Consider the following 15,873-nt stretch of genomic DNA (forward strand, 5'->3'; position numbering starts at 1 on the left):
TGACCGAATAGAGCGGCCGCTCTCCCGACGGCCGACCGCACAGCCCGTGCCGGGTCAGGCCCCGGGCCGCACCTCGCCCCGCCGATGGACCCGCCGCGCCAGCACCCCGCCGAGGAACCCCGAGACCAGACCCCAGGCAACGGCCAGGAGCAGCGCCTTCCAGAGATGCGGCCGCAGCTCCACGAGGCCGGACAGGCCCCCGCCCAGATCCCCGATGCCGAGGAGCGAGAGCCCGTAGTGGGCCGACACGCCCGCCAGGAGACAGACGGCGAGCACGGTGAGGGCCAGCGCCACCGCCATGTGCACGGCGTGCTGCCAGGCCCGCATCCGTGCCGGGGAGCGGGCCGCCATCAGGAACGCCGCCGTCGGCACCAGGACCGCCGCGACGACCAGCAGCCACCACACCCGCCCGTCGTGCTCGGCGAGAGTGCGCAAACTGAGCGTGGAATCGGCCGGCGTACGCAGCACCTCGTCGAGGACCCGCGGCATGGGCAGCCCGAACGGCCCGTCGACCCGGCCCTCCCAGGACGCGCCGAGCCCCAGGGTGAAGGCGAGCCAGACGAGGTTGGGCAACCCGAGCAGCAGCACCGCGAACGTCTCGGCGGCATGGCCGCGTGTCGCCGCCACGACGAGGCCGGCGGCGAGCCCCAGGGCGGCGTACGCCAGCAGCAGGAACACCATGGCGTACGCCGCGGGACGCACCGATTCCTGGAAGCGCAGCAGGCGGGCGGGGAGCGGGGCGCCGCGGGAGACGGACAGTGCCACGACGAGGACGCCCGCGAGCCACAGCAGTCCGAAGACGAGGGTCAGCGGCACGTCCGTCCTGAATCCGACCTCGGGCGAGGAGTCCAGCAGATCGCCGATCTCCCCGGCGGGCCCGTCGCCGAGCGCGATCGCGAAGCGGTGCCGGGCCAGCAGGCCGAGGCCGGTGAGCAGCAGCAGCCACAGCACCGCGATCCGGGCGGCCCAGCCGGCGAGTTCCCGCACGTCGGCCACGGCCCGGTGCCGCAGCGGCCGGAGGAATCCGGCGGCGACCACCAGAGCGCCGACGAGGCTGACGGAGAGCGGGAGCACGGAGAGCCCCGCGTCCGTCTCGGCGATCATCCCGGCGTCGCCGGAGAGCCCGACGGAGCCGCCGACCGCCATTACGACGACGGCCGCGACGACACTCGGGAACGCCCCGCCGGGCAGGTCGGCGGCGCCCGCGGCCCACAGGCCGAGCCCGGCGACGACGGCCATGGCCGCCAAGGAGGCGAGCACGGCCGCAAAGGCATGGGGCCAGCCATGAGGGGCCCGTCGGTTCTGCCCCGCGCGTTGCGCCCCGGCCCGCCGCGGCGGTGTCTGCTCGCTCACGGTGCCACGCTAAGCAGCGCGGGACCGGTCCGCCTTTCGAGAGGGCCTTCGGGAGGGCTTACGGGAAGGCCGGCCGGCGTCGGCTTGCGGGCCCCCGGACGTCGGGGCACACAATAGGCGCGTACCGGGATAAAAGGTACGTCGCCGATCCCCCTACAGCCGATCCCCCTACACAGGGAAGTGTTCGTGAGCGTCGAACCGCCGTCGTCAGGACGCCCCACAGGACCCCCCTCGGGCCCGCTCTCGGGTCCTTCGCAGCCGAGCCCCTCGGGGCCGGGCGAGACCCAGGCGGGCGCGAGCCCCGCCGGCTCGACGCCGCCTCCGGGTGGCGCGCGGCCCTCGGGTCCGCCGAGCGGCGGCCCGCCGAGCGGTCCGGCCGGTGGCGGGGGCCGCAGCGGCGGGTCCGACGGCCCGGGCGGGGGCGGCCCCGGTGCCGGTCGCGGAGGAGGTCGCCCATGGTGGAAGTCGGCGCCCCGCGTCGCGGCGATCTCCGCCGCGCTGGTGGCCGCGGTGATCCTGGCCGTCGTCCTCACCCGCCCCGAGGGCTCGTCGGAGTCGGGCGGCGAGGTCCTCCTCCAGCCCGCGGGCAAGTCGGGGCCCGACCCCTTCACCCAGTCGACGGCCCGCGAGGGCTCCACGCCACCCTCCCCGAGCGAGCTGCCCACCTCGTCCGCCTCGGCCAACGTGACGCGCGGCGTCGACGGCGCGGCGCCCGGTCTCTACGGCGGGACGCGGAAGGTCGGCAGCTGTGACGTGGAGAAGCAGGTCGGCGCGCTCCAGAAGGACCCGGCGAAGAACAAGGCGTTCGCCTCCGTCCTCGACATCGAACCGTCCGGCGTCCCCCGCTACCTGCGCTCGCTCACGCCCGTGCACCTGCGGCTGGACACCCGCGTGACCAACCACGGCTACCGCGACGGCCGTGCCACCGGCTACCAGGCCGTGCTGCAGACCGGCACCGCGGTACTGGTCGACGACCACGGCGTGCCGCGGGTGCGCTGCGCCTGCGGCAACCCGCTGCTGCCGCCCGTCGCGCAGAAGAGCACACCGCGGCAGACGGGCGACGCGTGGCCCGGGTACCGGTCCTCGAACGTCGTGGTCGTGGCGCCCGCCACCCAGGTCGTGAACCAGTTCGTCGTGTACGACCCGGACAGCGGTGACTGGTTCACCCGGGACAAGGGCGACACGGGCGCCGGCGACAAGAAGACGAAGCCTCCGGCGCCCAGGCCTCCCTCACGGCACCCGGGCACCCCGTCCCCCGACGAGTCGACCTCGACGGCCAGTACGCCACCGTGCGACGCGCGGTCCCCCGGGGCGCCCCCGGCAAGCTCGTGCCCGCCCTCGTCGGTCCTGCCACCCTCCTCGTCGGCGCCGCCCTCCTCGGCCGAGGAGGAATCGCCCGCGTCCGAGCCCGCACCGCCGCCGCCGTCCCCCGAGGCGGACGGGAGCCCGTGAGCGAACGGATGTCGCCGGGCCTGCGACGGCGGGACAGTACTCTCCTCGCATGACTGACAATGCGCTGCGTTCCGTCACCATCGAGCGGGCAGGCCCCGGCCGGTTCACCGCGACCAACACCCGGGGGAACACGCTGACCTTCGGCACCGGCGGGGGTGCCGACTTCACGCCGGTCGAGTTGTTCCTCGCGGCGATCGGCGGTTGCAGCGCGGCCGACGTGGAGGTCGCCACGAGCCGTCACGAGGAACCGGCCGCGTTCACCGTCACCGTGACCGGCACCAAGGTCGAGGACGAGGGCGGCAACCGGATGTCGGACCTCGGGGTCGCCTTCCACGTCACGTTCCCGGACAGCCCGTCGGGGGAGCGCGCCCGTACCATCCTGCCCCGGGCCGTGAAGGCGTCGCACGACCGGCTGTGCACGGTCAGCCGCACGGTCGAGGCGGGCACCCCGGTCACCGTGACCGTCTCCGACGGCACCGACGACGCCTGACACGCCGTCAGCCGGGGAGCTGGTTGATCAGTTGCCGCACCATTTCTCCGTAGGCCGGATCGGCGTAGTAGGAACTGTGCGCCAGCAGCGGAGCCACAGGGTAGCCATCGGTGGCCACGACCTGGTGCGGGTCACGAAGCTGGATCTCCGGTCCGATGGCGCGATACCAGACGCCAGGGCCCGCTGCGGTGCCGTACTTGTCGATCGCGGGCATGTTCCCGTCGATCGATTCCCAAGCGTCTTTCAGCGTCGGCCGCAGCCGCCCTGAGGCCGGGCGGGCGAGGACGGGACCGCCGAGGTAGTCGCTCCACCGGTGCAGGTTGAGCCAGCGCCCTTCGAGTTGCTTCTCGTACACGTCGCGCAACACGCGCTGCCCGAGGTACGCGGGGAACAGCCGTGAGTACGCCCACAAGAGCTGCGAACCGTGAGTCAGCAACGCCACCCGGGACAACGGCGGCTGCGCCCCTGGCGCCGGCTGCGGTGCTGTCTCGTCACCGACCCGGAGCACGGCGGCCACACAGATCACGCTGCCCTGACTGTGCCCGGAGAGAACGACTCCCCCGCCGCCGCCAGTCTTGTCCTGGACGCGCTTGGCCAGTGCCAGTACGGCCCGCCCGCCGTACGGGGGAGGCACGATGGGATGCGCCAGACGCGGCCAGAACGCCAGCAGGTCCCACACCACACCGACAGGGCGCTGCCACCGCGGATCACGGAAGGCTCGCATGCCGACGAACGCCAGTGCGGCTGCCAGTGCGGTGAGAGCCCAAGCTCCGACGTCATCGGCCAGTCCGAAGAACTTCACGTCGAACCAGACGCGGTCGTAGAGCAATTCCTGCACTCGCTGAAACAACGCATCGGACCGCGTCCATAGCGCATGCCCGGCGACGTACCCCTGAGCCAGCGAGAAGACGAAGCTGAAAGACGACAAGACCACCAGGACACAAGGCAGCCTGTACTTCAGGGAGGCCAGCCGCCATGCCTTGGCGATCTTCGACACGGTGCGCTTTGGCAGGTCCGCACATGGGACGCCCTTGTAGTCGTCTCTGATCCGACGGTCGAGAGGACGGCCCAACCCGGGGAAGCGATACCAGAAGACAAGGCAGAGCACGCACAGCAGGGCGGCGGCCACAAGGCCCGCCCACAGCAGAGCGGTGACATGGAATACGTCGGGCAGCACGAGCGGAGCCTGGTCCTCGCCGGGGTCCTCCTTCGGCTGTACGAGGTCGCCCAGCAGCCTGGACATCTGGATCGCCGAGCCGGCGGAGAAGCCGGTTCCCAGGAGAACGGCCAAGCTCGCCACAGTGGGGCAGGCCATGCCGCCCCACATCCGCCGGAAATGTCTCGGAGCGACATCCGGGATGAGGCGGCTCAGCAGGAACGTGATGCCCCCCAGAAGGAGCAGTAGGAGAGCAGCGGCCGCGTACAGAAGGTTGAGCACCCAGGTGAAGCCGCTGAGGTGGACAGGCAGCACACCTGTGCCCCGGGAGGAATAGTGCGGTCCGAAAAAGAAGGCGATCACCAATACGGCGAGCAGCACACCCCAAGCGAGCCAGCGGACCACGCGGAAGGCGCCCGGGATCTTGATGGCGTCACGGCCGGTGGGATCGGGCGTGAGCTGGTCGCCCTTGGGGTGGTAGCCCCATGCCGTCCAGCCGGCGCAGAGCAGTCCGATCAGCGCGGCGGCCCCGAACAGAGCCCGGAGAACCTCGTCCACCCACTTCTCACCGCCGACCAGCCCGGCGACCGGATCGCTCAGGGCGAAGGCGACGAGCATGGAAAGCAGGGCAACGCACGCGGTGGTGTGAAAGAGCCGCAGCATGGGCGCGCGGGGCGACACCGCCCAGAACTCCTTCTGAGCAAGGGCGCCCACACCGTCCAGCCACTCCATCGGTGGCTGCGTCGCGCCAAGTGCCTTGGTCACCGGGGGCGGATAGAGGTAGACCTGACGGCCGAACCGAACCAGCAGGGTGATCAGTACGACCGGCGGCGCGACGCCCATGACCATGCGCAGCCGCCAGCTCAAGGGTTGTGTGTCCGAGAAGGGCAGCCAGCTGTTGTCGGTGACGCAGCGGGTGCTGTTGCCGCATTGCCACGCGATGAGGTCGAGCGCGACGAAGGCGAGCGCCGCGGTGAGCAACAGGGTCAGTACGAGGCCGAGCAGCCGCAGCAGGACGTCGGCCGTTACACGCGCCCAGCGTTTCTGCTCTGTGTCCGCGACTCCGGGAGTCGTGACGGCCATGGGGAGGGTGTAGCGGGCCAGGTTGATCAGTCCGAACGGCGCGAGCAGCAGCCACATGGCTTTGGCGATCGACCCGGAGGTCATGTTCCCCCAGTGAAATGCCTCTCTCACGGGTGGTTCGGGCGGCGGCACCGAGCGCTGCAGAAATCGTGCGGTGTCATCGCCGTCGACCTGCCTGAGATCCACGACCTCCAGCAGGCTCTCCGGAGGCGTCCCACTGACGCCGTGCACGCGGATCTCCGTCACATCGGACATAGCGCCAGGATCGCGAGCCTGCCGGATTCCCGCCATTTTTCTCACCGGACTGCGACAGCTCAAGGAAAGGTCAGGCCTGACCTACCGACAGCTTGAGCAACGGGCCGCCGCTAAGGCGAAGTACTCGCCCGCAGCACTCTCGCCGATGTGCTGTCAGGCAAGGCCAGGCTCCCTGCTGATCTCGCACCGGCTCGGTGCCGTCAGGGACGCGGACCGGATCATCGTGCCGGCCGACGGCCGGATCACCGAGGAGGGCTCCCACGCCGAACTGCTCGACGAGGGCGGTACGTACGCCCGGCTCTTCACTGTCCAGGCCAACGGCTACCAGCACTGACGCCTTCCTCGCGTCCATGGCATCAGCGCCGGCCAAGAAGATGGCCGGGGTGTCGGCGTGGTCCTCGGGGTTAGACGTATGACAGTCATACGAAAACCGAGGAGTGCCGATGAGCTGCCCCTTTCACCAGGACCTGGTGACCCGAGAGGACGGACCCGCCCGGTCGCGGCTGTGCCGTCAGTTCCCCCCGAGTGAGCATGACGAGAGCCTGGTGGACGCGGCGCAGTGACCATTGCCGATGGGGTGTTCGCGTGGCTGGGAGTGGGGGCGTTGGTCGCCGCGGTGTTGCCCCGCGTAGTGGCGGGGCGGCCGGTGTCCTTGCCGGTGGTGTTCCTGGTGAGCGGCGTCGTCGTGTATGCGCTTCCGCTGCCGTTGCCGGTGGTCGACCCGGTGGAGCACCGGCTCGTGACGGAGCACGTCACCGAGGTCTGCGTCATCATCGCCCTGATGGGCGCCGGGCTGGCGCTCAACCGGCCTGTGGGCCGGCGCCTGTGGGCCTCGACCTGGCGTCTGCTGGGCATCACGATGCTGCTGACGGTCGTGGCGACCGCCGTAGTGGCGTGGTGGTTGCTGGACTGGCCGCCGGCCGCCGCGTTGCTGCTCGCGGCGGTCCTCGCGCCGACGGATCCCGTACTCGCGTCGGAGGTGCGGGTGGGGGAGCCCACCGAGGACAAGCACGACGAGGACGAGGTGCGCTTCGCCCTCACCAGCGAGGCGGGCCTCAACGACGGCCTGGCCTTCCCCCTCACGTACGCGGCGATCGCGCTGGCCGCCGCGGCGGGCAGTGGCTGGTCGGCTCAGTGGATCGGCGCGTGGGCGGCGCATGACGTCGCGTACAAGAGCGTTGTCGGCGTGCTGGGCGGGCTGCTGATCGGCAAGCTGCTGGGCTGGCTGTTCTTCCGGACCCGCTCCTCGGTGCTGCGGCTGGCCGATCACCGGGAGGGTTTCGTCGCGCTGGGCGCCACGTTCCTGGCGTACGGGGTCACCGAACTCGCCGGTGGCTACGGCTTTCTCGCCGTCTTCACCACCGCCTGCGCGGTCAGGGCGGCCGAGCGCGCCCACGGCTTCCACAACGTGCTGCACGACTTCGTGGAACAGGTCGAGCGACTGCTGACCGCGGTGCTGCTGTTCCTGCTGGGCGCGTTCATCGCACTGGGCGGTCTGGCACCGCTGACCTGGCAGGGCGCCGCGACCGGTCTGCTGCTTCTGCTGGTCGTCCGGCCGCTGGCCGGGTGGGCCGGGCTGCTGGGAGGCCGCTTGAGGGGCTGGGAGCGCTGGGTCGTGGCGGGCTACGGGATCCGCGGTATCGGCTCGCTGTACTACCTCGCCTACGCGCTCGGCCAGCAGGACTTCGCGGTTGCCGAGCGCGAGCTATGGGCGGTGGTGACGTTCACCGTGCTCGTATCGGTCGTGCTGCACGGCGTCACGGCGGGTCCAGTGGTGACGCGTCTGGACCGGCGCCGGCCCGCACCGCCCCCAGAACCAGAACCGGGGGAGAAGCGGAGGGCCGAGACAGCACGAGCCGAGGAAGCCCCACGTCCGGCCGTGGGACCCGAGTGGCGATAGGCCGAGGACACGCCGAGGACACGCCGAACATGGGTTCACCTTTACGCCACTCGGGTGCACCTGTGAGGTTTCCCGTCGCAGTCCCGGGCCTTCCCACTTGGATATCCGAGACGACCTGGGCAACTTGAGCAGCGTGGGCACCTTGGGCAGGGGGTGGCAAGTGAATCGGCAGGTGTACTTCGAATGCGTGTGCCCGGCACTGCCCGCAAAACCCCAGGCGGTCTCCATTCTGGACGCGCGCCATCACCCGGTGGGTTGCCTCGAGTACCAGGTCTGCCACGTGTGCCGCATCGGGTACGTGGCCAACATCGCCGTCGCCAGTCACTGGCAGGGACAGGGGCTCGGCCGCCATGCCCTGCACACGGCGATGGCTCCGTGCGGGGGGTACGCCTGGTCCACGTCCCGGCAGTCGTCCGAGGGGCGGCGCTTCTTCGCCGCGATGGAGGAAGAGACGGAAGTCGCCTTCCCCGCCGCCGGTACGCGGTGCTCACACATGACGTCGTGATCGCTCCGTCCGCGACTTGGCTCGATGCGACAGGGCCCTGGCCACGGCGTCACATGGCGCCGGAGCCAGGGCCCATCCCTGGTGTGTCGCCCCCTACTTGGGCGGCATGAGGACGTTGTCGATGATGTGCACCTTCGCGTTGGCCGTCTGGATGTTGCCGCAGACGACGTTCGCCGTGTCATTGACCTTGTAGGACTCGTCCGATCCGTCGGTGGTGAGCTTGCTGCCCTCAAGGGTCTTGAAGGAACCCATCGACAGCTGGCTCGGTGCGATCGTCTCGCCCACCACGTGGTACGTGAGGATCTTGGTGAGCTGGTCCTTGTCGGCGAGGACCTTGTCCAGGTCAGCCTTCGGGATCTTCTTGAAGGCGTCATTGGACGGGGCGAAGACAGTGATGTCCTTGGCGTTGTTGAGCGTGTCGACCAGGCCTGCCTTCTTGACGGCGGTCACCAGTGTCGACAGCTCCGGGTTGTTGGACGCAGCCGTGGCCACCGGGTCCCGGGCCATACCGTCGAGGCTGCCGGACCCCTCTTCGGGCACCGACGAACATGCGGATCCGAAAGTCTCGTGGTCGTCCGCGTGTGCGGCCGGTGCGAGGAGCCCAAGGGACACGGGCAGTGCGATCGCCGCGGCGGAGACGGCGGCAGTGCGGATCATGCTTCGAGTGGTCATGATCAGTTCCTCTTCTGGAGGAGACAGATTCTCGGAAGAACCCTTGCGCGGGGAATTCGAAGCGGATCCCGAACTGGATTGGTCCTCTTTCCGTAAACCTGGAACGTCTTTCTCGTGTCTGTGGCTCCGGTTGCACGGATTCGTTCCGCAGCGGATAATCACCCCGGTGCGTTTTGCGTGTTCACGTGACGTGAATGAGTGCAGGGTCATGCGCCGTACTGCCGGGGAAGTGCCACCTGGCCGTTGCTGAACTGGTCTCGGCCGCGATCCGCCCTCAGGCGAATCCCTTGGTAGCGGGAGGAGGAGCCGCCATCGACCGGACCCCGATCGCTCTCAAGAACTGGGCGATCCGGCACTTCGGCATCGGGTGGCACCCTGCTGTTAGGTGTGGTGGGCGTGTTGCCGCCACCAGCGGTTCGGATGCCAGCGGCTTCACCGATGCTCTGCCGTCCCTGGTCGGTGCGTTGGTGGGCGCTACTTGCACTACTGGCTCGCCGGCCGCTTGCACGCGACTCCTGCCGGAGCGTCGGCTGACGACGGCGTCGGGCCCATCCTGGTTGGGACCGGCGGGGGTTCATCACCGCCGCGACAGCGCTGCCGTGGCCTCTACGGGGGTCGGCCTGCTGGGGCGCACGTTCGACGACTACAACACATACGGGGTCAAGCGGGACTGGGCGCAGAAGGCGCAGACCAAGACGTCGTCCCGTATCAACATTCCCAAGCCGTGATCCCTGTCCCGGCGGACGCAGCCACCGGCGGTGCAAGAACTCGCGGGCACCTTGCTCTGGCCCGCCCGCTGATCCCAACGGCACTGCCTAGGGTCGCTCTTGCTCTCCGGCCTTCCCCTCGCCCGGCTTGGCACCATCGACGGGCGTGAGAGGAGACACGGGAAGCTGGTCGATCAGCCGGCCCACCAACTGCTTCCTGAGTTCCATCACCACATTTTGTTCAAGGTCCACATGGCCATCGAGGCAGGCCAACCGTTCCGCCGTGAGCACCTGGCCCGTTCGCAGAGGTTCGGAGTAGTAGTGACGTAGTGCTTTCGACGTTTCGCTGTACGACTTGAAAAATACACGAGACACGTACCCGCTAAGCAAGGCCCCAAGGGCAGTCAAACCGGCACTTGTGTAACGTTCTGAATCAGCTCCTGCCCTGAATGAAAGGGTCACTCCAAGCAGTAGGAATACGAAGCCGACAAGCGAAGTGATTTGGGCGCGCTGGAATGCAGTCCGCTGCTCGGTGAGGCTGTTGACGTGATATTCGTCCAGCTGTCTGCGGTTCAGAACGAAGAGGTCGGACAGCTGTATTCGATTCGTCTGGCGCAGCCGATCCACCGCTTCCTCTGTGGCTGCGGCGTTAGCCGCCCTTACTCGATCGTCGAAACCGCGCCGGGCGGCAAAGTAAAAAACTCCCCCAATGGTCGTCATGGTGAGCGCGGCGAGAAATAGTCCTATAGCTAGGCTGAGAAGTCCTGCGCGGGGCTAGGTGTCCGGTCTGCATTGCAGCATCACGGGTATGATCGAAATTGAAGCCCAGAATGATCCGGCAGAAGCATAGAAAAGCGGCTCGGCCCTCAGTCGCCCCCCGTGCCACCAGTCTTTGAACTCATCACTGTCGCGCCAGATAAACTCTTTACCGTGAGCTTCACTCGAAAACTGAAAGTTGCGAGCCCTGTTGCGTGTCCTGGAGTATGTAGATCCGCGGCGCCTGTGGAAATGTGCTCTGCGCATCTTCCTTGCCTCCTCACGCCTCCCCTTTCAGGTAAGCACTGAGGAACTCACTCGGCGACCTGAAAGGAAGGGCGGGACCGGCGCAGCCGACCGCGCGAAGGCGTGATCGAGGTGGACCGCAACGTTGCGGTGTTCAGCGCTGCCCTGCCCTTGGTCGAAGAACGGCCCGACCGGGGCGTTTGCGGTGCGGGATGATGAGGCTGGTGTTGATGAGGCGCCGTCGGCGAGCACGGTCAAAGCCTCGCAAGCCCGGACTAGGCCGGAGTCGCGCCGCCTTTGCTTCGTCCGGTTGTACGCGGAGCGCCGCCAAGCCATCGATTACACGCGCGCAGCGCAGCGCGAGGCGGATCGAGCTGCGGCGCGTATGCGAACGCTGGAAATGCTCGGGTACCGAGCACGTGCCAAGTACGACGCGTGATCCACGAACCGGACGCGGCAGCGTTTTCCTGGGGACGGCGGACGAGAAGGCGACGCCGGCGCTGGTGCCGGAGGACTTCGTGGCCCAGCCTTTGCTCGACAACATCGCTGATGCCTTGTCGCGGGTTCACGCCGTCGATGAGCGCGAGGATAAGGACGGTCAGTAGAGCCGCCACCGCTTCTCCGAATCGGCCTACGCCCCAGGGGACGAGGCTTCGGTCCTCTGGCAGCCACTCGACTGCCGGACGCGGCTATACGAGGGCGGCGGCCTCGGTGCCGGGAAGCAACCGGGCCGAGCACCCTGATACGCGTGGTGCTCTCATGCACCTGGCCCGCGAGGACAGCAACGAAGACGTCCGGGGCAAAGCCCGGTTGGCCCGTGCCTGCTCTGGAGACATGAAGCATCGTCATCCGTGCTGCTCAGGGACGTGCAAATACAGATCGTTCCTACAAAGCCGGTGCGCCGTTGTTGGCCGAAGGACGGCCCGAAGGTGCCACGGCGCGTGACGTGCTGTGCGACCTGCTCAGCGCGCCAAGTGGGCAGCAGGGGCGAAATCATGGAGGCGTTAGCCGCTGGTTGGCAGCACGATCCCCGAGCCCGAGATCACGTCCTGGCTCTGCGAGAGCAGACGCTTCGGCATTCGAGAGGCCGTGGCTCGGACATGGGGCTTGGGGTGGCCGGGCGATGAGGCCGCCTTCAGCGCATTTTGGCGGTTCTGGTCGTCCATTACCACGACACTGTTGAGGGCCTTGACCTGTACTGACTCATTGATGCTTCCGTTGCCACGTCATCAGCGTCCCGTCTGATGACCTTCCTCATCTTCAGCGGTCTCGCCGGAGGCTAGAGCAGCGGCAAGAGCGGCGGTGGGTGGGGCGTCCTCGATACGTTCCGGTTGGGCTGCTTCGTGGTAGGCAACGAATCGGACACCTTCTGGTTGGAGGCGATTGAAGTAGTAGCAGCCGCCGTTCGATCCGAACGCTGCCGGGTACATCACGATCAGCGGAGCGAGGGGGAGCGCACTGCCGGCCTCGCGTGAGAGAAGGTACAGCCCGTCTTCCTCCATGGCCACGCTGATCGGGATCTGTTCCTGCCTGAAGGGAGCGTTGGGGCCCATGGCCAAATCTACATCGTGGTGAAAGACTCTGTTTCTGATCCGTGCGGCGCCGGCGCGCACGAGGGGAAAGTCCTGCCAACCGGCGCCGATCAGGTTGCGCAGGGTGTGGACGTGACCTGTCAGGATATCGAGCTGCTCCTTGAGTGAATCGACGGTCGTCGTACCTGAATGGCCACTCCAGGCATTGCGTCGTTGGATCACCTCTCCGAACAGGTTCGTCAGGTCGGCGCTGAGGAGAGTGTCCAGGAAATCTGGTGGTGCGTCGGCGAAGGCTGCTCGTGCTCGCGCCTGCTCGTCGGTGTCGGTTCCGTTCAATGCGGTGCGATATCTCTTGTTGAGCCTTTGCAGGATGATGTGCCAGACGCCGAGGGTGGCCCGCTCAGGGGTGAGGCCCACGGAGCGGATCTGCTCGGCGAGTGCGGGGAGTTCCTGCTCGAGCCGTGAACGGTCCTGGAGCAGGGCTGACACGGTGACGGTGGCGTGGAATTGGATGGTGGCTTCCCAGAAGTGGAACATTTGCTCCCGGCGCGCGTGCAGGTTGTTGTTGCCCTTGGACTCGTATACCCAAAGAGCGCTGGCCATGGGGAAGGGCAAGGTCGCGGTCCACTGGGCGAGGTCTGCCGACGGGATGAGGCCGCTGGCTTCGCGGTAGATGTCGGATCGCTTCTTGGGGTCGTTCCAGAGCTCCCGGTGCGAGTCGATCAGGTGACGGCGGGCGGCCACCAGCGCCCGTTCCGCGCGGGCCATTTCCCGCTGGACGGGGAGGTCCGGCAGGGCGACGAGGAGATCGTCAGCCATGCGCCAGGCGTGGTTTAGGTTGACGACGCGAGGGCTGACGTAACTGGCGCCGCCGGATCCGACGGCTGCTGAGCGCAGGTGCCGACCGAGGGGTGAGTTGAGCCATCCCGCCAGGTATTCGGCGTCCGTATACGCCTTCCTGGGCCGGATCACGAGCGCCCGGTTGTCGGGAGCGACTTCGCCGGGGTCCCCGGCCACCGCGTCCAAATGCGGTTCGATGGGGACGACGAGAGCCTGCTCGCCGCTGACAGTCGACAGCATGGTGGCGCGTTCGGCGGCCTTGGTCGAGGGGATATAGCAGAGATGTTCGGTGAGTTCGGTGAGACGGGCGGTCTTCCAGCCGAGTTGCGTGAGGGATCGCAGCGCACGCGGGGTCCGGTCAGTGGTGAAGACTCGGTCCACCTCGAACCGTGTGAGCGGTGTTCCGGCCACGTCCGTCACGGAGGGCGGGCAGGTGGCGTACCGAGTGTCACGCCAGGCTTCAGTGGTGGACGTCGCCGACAGGAGCATGGTCAGGCGCGGTACTTCGCCCGGCTCGCGCCTGCTGGTGATCGCGGTGGCGTCGTGCGTGACGCTGACCTGCCGGAAAGACAGATCATTCGCTGCGACCGTTCGGCTATAGGCCGTTGGCTTTGCATGCCTCAGGCTGCGGGACAGCTCATCGAGAGCCGCCTCGCTGATCGTGCGGCGTTCGAGTCGACGGTCATCCCCGTCCTGATAGAAGCCGCGGAGGTCGATGAACTGCACCTTGCGTCGACGCGCCGCGGGCTTGCGGTTGGAGAAGACCAGGCCGTGCAGCCGCAGTCCGGTGCTGGTGCTGAGCCCTTCGGGCAGTACGACCACGGCGTCCAGGAGATCCTGGACGAGCAGCCAGGCACGAATAGCGCTGCCGCCCGCATCGTGCAGCGGCCCGGTGGTGGTGAACATGACGCCCCGGCCGCCACCATCCGCCGGGTCCCGAAGCTTGCTGACCAGGATCTGCGCGAACAGGAGCGAAGCGTTGTCGGGCTGTGGAAGGCCCGCGGGGTAGCGGCCTTGCGGTCGGTCGGCCTCGGCCGTGCACTCCTCGTAGCTGTTCCGCCAGGACAGGTTGTAGGGAATCTCGGCCACGGTGTAGTCGAATCGGCGGTCGGGGAAGGCGTCCTGGGTGAGCGAGTCAGCCTGACTGAAGCTGGAGTCGGCACCCAAGAGGAAGGCGTGTGCACGGGCACGCCGGACAGTGGCCGCGTCGATGTCCTGGCCGTTGACGGTGACAGTCGTCCCGGTCTGTTCGCCCAGCGCCTGCGCCACGTCCAGCGCCAGGGTGGCGGAACCGCACGCCGGATCGTAAAGATGTGCCGCCTCCGTCCGGCTCTCGTACGCGTACGCGGTTAGGGCGGTTCTGGCAACCTCGACGAGCGAGGTCGATGTGGTGAACGCGCCACGGTGGTCCGAAGCCGGGTATGGACGGAGCAGGAGACGGGCGTAGTGGCGCAGTTGGGTCGGCGAGTAGCTGCTCAGCGCTTGTTGCTCACCGTCCAGCAATGAGTCCAACTCAGGGATCCTGCGTCGTGCGTTCCGCGCGGCACGCTGCAGGTCTTCGAGTTCTGGTGCAGGTAGGCCCGTAGCCCCGGTTCGCCATTCGACGGCGTTCCACAGCAGCACGTCGGCCATCTGGCCGGCATCTATGTGTCCCCGCGAGGAGTCCAGGAGATGCCACAGGCGCTGGTCGACCGTCCGTCGCTCGTTCGTCATGCAAAGCCCCCCGGGGTGGTCCAGTGTGTCCCGGCTGACCGGGGTCCGCCCGCTGACCGTGAACGTCCGTATTCAGCGTGAGGGGATCAACTTACTGGCCGTTGCCTTGTGGTCTTGAATGGTGTGTCTACAGCGTCCGCCGCCGGGTCCGGCTCGCGCGCTTCGCGTGGGGCGTCTGCTCGTAGCGCACGCCCCTGCGTCATCTCCACGAACCACCATGTACCGGCCACCACGGCCGACCACAACAAGCCCTGCGCCATCGCGCCCGGCCAGGTGGTGGCGTACCCCGCCCACCGTTCCACGGCAGCCACCGCCACCCAGCTGATCAGCGCCACGCACGTGACCCGTACCCGTCGATGTTTGAACATGTATGCCTGGCTACCCGCAGTAGTGGTGCTCACACCGCAGCAGTAGTGCTCGAACCGTCCCGGACCCCGCCACCGCGTAGACGCAGTGCGCCGTTACCGGTACTGCCGGTCCGACATGCGGCGGAGGCCTGCTTGCGGCAGCGTGGGGACTGGAATACAGCCGTACCCCCCGCGGCCACGCTGCGTCCGCCAGGGCCATGGTCGCCCGGCCTTCGCACCGGTGTTCTCCCGCGAAGTAGAGCGGTACGTCCCCGGGAGAGGGGTACGCGGCGGGTGCCAGACAACCGAACGCTTCGATTGACCAGGAGGAGCTTTGAGTGACTTCCAGGGCACGAGCCGCGCGGACCAGAGCAAACCGGCAGCGGTAGCGCAGACAGCGCAGGCCAAGGCCGGCGAAGGCGCCGGTCTGGTGGGCGACAAGGCCACTGAGGTGGCCGGCACCGCGAGGGAACAGGCGGCAGAGGTGGCTCAGGAGGCCACCGCTCAGGCGCGTGACCTGGTGGGGGAGGTGCGCGACCAGCTCCAGGACCAGGCCCGGTCCCAGACCCGGCGCCTGGCGGAGAACGTGCGCCGGCTGGCGGGCGAACTGCAGGAGATGAGCGAGAGCGGCAAGCCGGACTCCAGCGTCTCGGGCGTGGTGCGTCAGATAGCCGATGGCGGCCATCAGGTGGCTTCCCGTCTGGAGGAGCGCGGGCCGGACGGTCTCATCGGTGACCTACAGGACTTCGCGCGGCGCCGCCCGGGCGTGTTCCTGGCGGGTGCGGCACTGGCGGGCTTCGCCGTGGCGCGCGCAGGCAAGGGAATCAGCGCCGCCGGCTCCGACACATCGAGCCCCGCCGCCGGCC

13 protein-coding genes are annotated in these 15,873 nt (G+C 68.2%); 8 read left to right on the top strand and 5 right to left on the bottom strand.

Features of this window, described 5'->3' with window-relative positions; genetic code table 11:
- Positions 1-54: 54 nt before the first annotated feature.
- Entirely contained in the window at positions 55-1,353 is a 1,299-nt protein-coding gene (locus tag GKQ77_RS13860) for a streptophobe family protein (RefSeq protein WP_219689027.1), read from the bottom strand.
- A 186-nt stretch (positions 1,354-1,539) separates the two neighbouring features.
- Here GKQ77_RS13860 and GKQ77_RS13865 point away from each other — a divergent pair, with 186 nt between their 5' ends.
- A complete protein-coding gene (locus GKQ77_RS13865) occupies positions 1,540-2,805 on the top strand; it encodes a DUF6777 domain-containing protein (protein WP_219689028.1) in 1,266 nt (421 codons plus the stop codon).
- Positions 2,806-2,854: 49 nt separating this feature from the next.
- Complete coding sequence (locus GKQ77_RS13870) at positions 2,855-3,295, top strand: OsmC family protein (RefSeq protein ID WP_219689029.1); 441 nt, start codon at positions 2,855-2,857, stop codon at positions 3,293-3,295.
- A gap of 7 nt (positions 3,296-3,302) precedes the next feature.
- On the opposite strand, the gene GKQ77_RS13875 is transcribed toward GKQ77_RS13870, so the two are convergent.
- Positions 3,303-5,789, bottom strand: a complete 2,487-nt coding sequence (locus GKQ77_RS13875; protein ID WP_219689030.1) for a hypothetical protein — start codon at positions 5,787-5,789, stop codon at positions 3,303-3,305.
- Positions 5,790-5,934: 145 nt separating this feature from the next.
- Between GKQ77_RS13875 and GKQ77_RS13880 the strand changes: the two genes are divergently transcribed.
- The 3 genes from GKQ77_RS13880 (at position 5,935) to GKQ77_RS13890 (ending at position 8,194) form a co-directional block, all read left to right on the top strand.
- The gene (locus GKQ77_RS13880) at positions 5,935-6,123 is read left to right on the top strand and encodes a hypothetical protein (RefSeq protein WP_219689038.1); all 189 of its coding nucleotides are present in this window, start codon (positions 5,935-5,937) and stop codon (positions 6,121-6,123) included.
- Positions 6,124-6,348: 225 nt separating this feature from the next.
- Positions 6,349-7,689, top strand: a complete 1,341-nt coding sequence (locus GKQ77_RS13885) for a cation:proton antiporter domain-containing protein (RefSeq protein WP_219689031.1) — start codon at positions 6,349-6,351, stop codon at positions 7,687-7,689.
- Between the two features lie 250 nt (positions 7,690-7,939).
- Positions 7,940-8,194 (top strand): GNAT family N-acetyltransferase, encoded by a 255-nt coding sequence (locus tag GKQ77_RS13890; RefSeq protein WP_219689032.1) that lies wholly within the window; start codon positions 7,940-7,942, stop codon positions 8,192-8,194.
- A 93-nt stretch (positions 8,195-8,287) separates the two neighbouring features.
- Here GKQ77_RS13890 and GKQ77_RS13895 read toward each other — a convergent pair whose 3' ends face one another.
- Positions 8,288-8,866: a fasciclin domain-containing protein gene (locus GKQ77_RS13895; RefSeq protein ID WP_219689033.1), complete on the bottom strand. Its 579-nt coding sequence runs from the start codon at positions 8,864-8,866 to the stop codon at positions 8,288-8,290.
- A 599-nt stretch (positions 8,867-9,465) separates the two neighbouring features.
- Between GKQ77_RS13895 and GKQ77_RS33335 the strand changes: the two genes are divergently transcribed.
- Positions 9,466-9,594: a hypothetical protein gene (locus GKQ77_RS33335; RefSeq protein WP_258021296.1), complete on the top strand. Its 129-nt coding sequence runs from the start codon at positions 9,466-9,468 to the stop codon at positions 9,592-9,594.
- A gap of 87 nt (positions 9,595-9,681) precedes the next feature.
- On the opposite strand, the gene GKQ77_RS13900 is transcribed toward GKQ77_RS33335, so the two are convergent.
- Complete coding sequence (locus GKQ77_RS13900) at positions 9,682-10,293, bottom strand: TRADD-N-associated membrane domain-containing protein (RefSeq protein ID WP_219689034.1); 612 nt, start codon at positions 10,291-10,293, stop codon at positions 9,682-9,684.
- A gap of 701 nt (positions 10,294-10,994) precedes the next feature.
- Between GKQ77_RS13900 and GKQ77_RS13905 the strand changes: the two genes are divergently transcribed.
- Positions 10,995-11,180: a hypothetical protein gene (locus tag GKQ77_RS13905; RefSeq protein ID WP_219689035.1), complete on the top strand. Its 186-nt coding sequence runs from the start codon at positions 10,995-10,997 to the stop codon at positions 11,178-11,180.
- A 624-nt stretch (positions 11,181-11,804) separates the two neighbouring features.
- Here the strand turns inward: GKQ77_RS13905 and GKQ77_RS13910 are convergent.
- Positions 11,805-14,660, bottom strand: coding sequence for an N-6 DNA methylase (locus GKQ77_RS13910; RefSeq protein WP_219689036.1), 2,856 nt, complete (start codon positions 14,658-14,660; stop codon positions 11,805-11,807).
- Between the two features lie 681 nt (positions 14,661-15,341).
- On the opposite strand from GKQ77_RS13910, the gene GKQ77_RS13915 reads away from it, so the two are divergent.
- Positions 15,342-15,873, top strand: a 532-nt coding sequence (locus GKQ77_RS13915; RefSeq protein WP_219689037.1) for a hypothetical protein, incomplete at its 3' end; no start/stop codon positions are given.

The sequence above is a fragment of the Streptomyces anatolicus genome (assembly GCF_019400875.1).
GTDB lineage: Bacteria > Actinomycetota > Actinomycetes > Streptomycetales > Streptomycetaceae > Streptomyces > Streptomyces anatolicus.

Excerpts from the sequence above, each read along its gene's own strand:
- GKQ77_RS13870 (WP_219689029.1), top strand. The coding sequence starts at position 2,855 with ATGACTGACAATGCGCTGCGTTCCGTCACCATCGAGCGGGCAGGCCCC.
- GKQ77_RS13875 (WP_219689030.1), bottom strand. The coding sequence starts at position 5,789 with ATGTCCGATGTGACGGAGATCCGCGTGCACGGCGTCAGTGGGACGCCT.
- GKQ77_RS13880 (WP_219689038.1), top strand. The coding sequence starts at position 5,935 with ATGTGCTGTCAGGCAAGGCCAGGCTCCCTGCTGATCTCGCACCGGCTC.
- GKQ77_RS13895 (WP_219689033.1), bottom strand. The coding sequence starts at position 8,866 with ATGACCACTCGAAGCATGATCCGCACTGCCGCCGTCTCCGCCGCGGCG.
- GKQ77_RS13900 (WP_219689034.1), bottom strand. The coding sequence starts at position 10,293 with ATGACGACCATTGGGGGAGTTTTTTACTTTGCCGCCCGGCGCGGTTTC.
- GKQ77_RS13910 (WP_219689036.1), bottom strand. The coding sequence starts at position 14,660 with ATGACGAACGAGCGACGGACGGTCGACCAGCGCCTGTGGCATCTCCTG.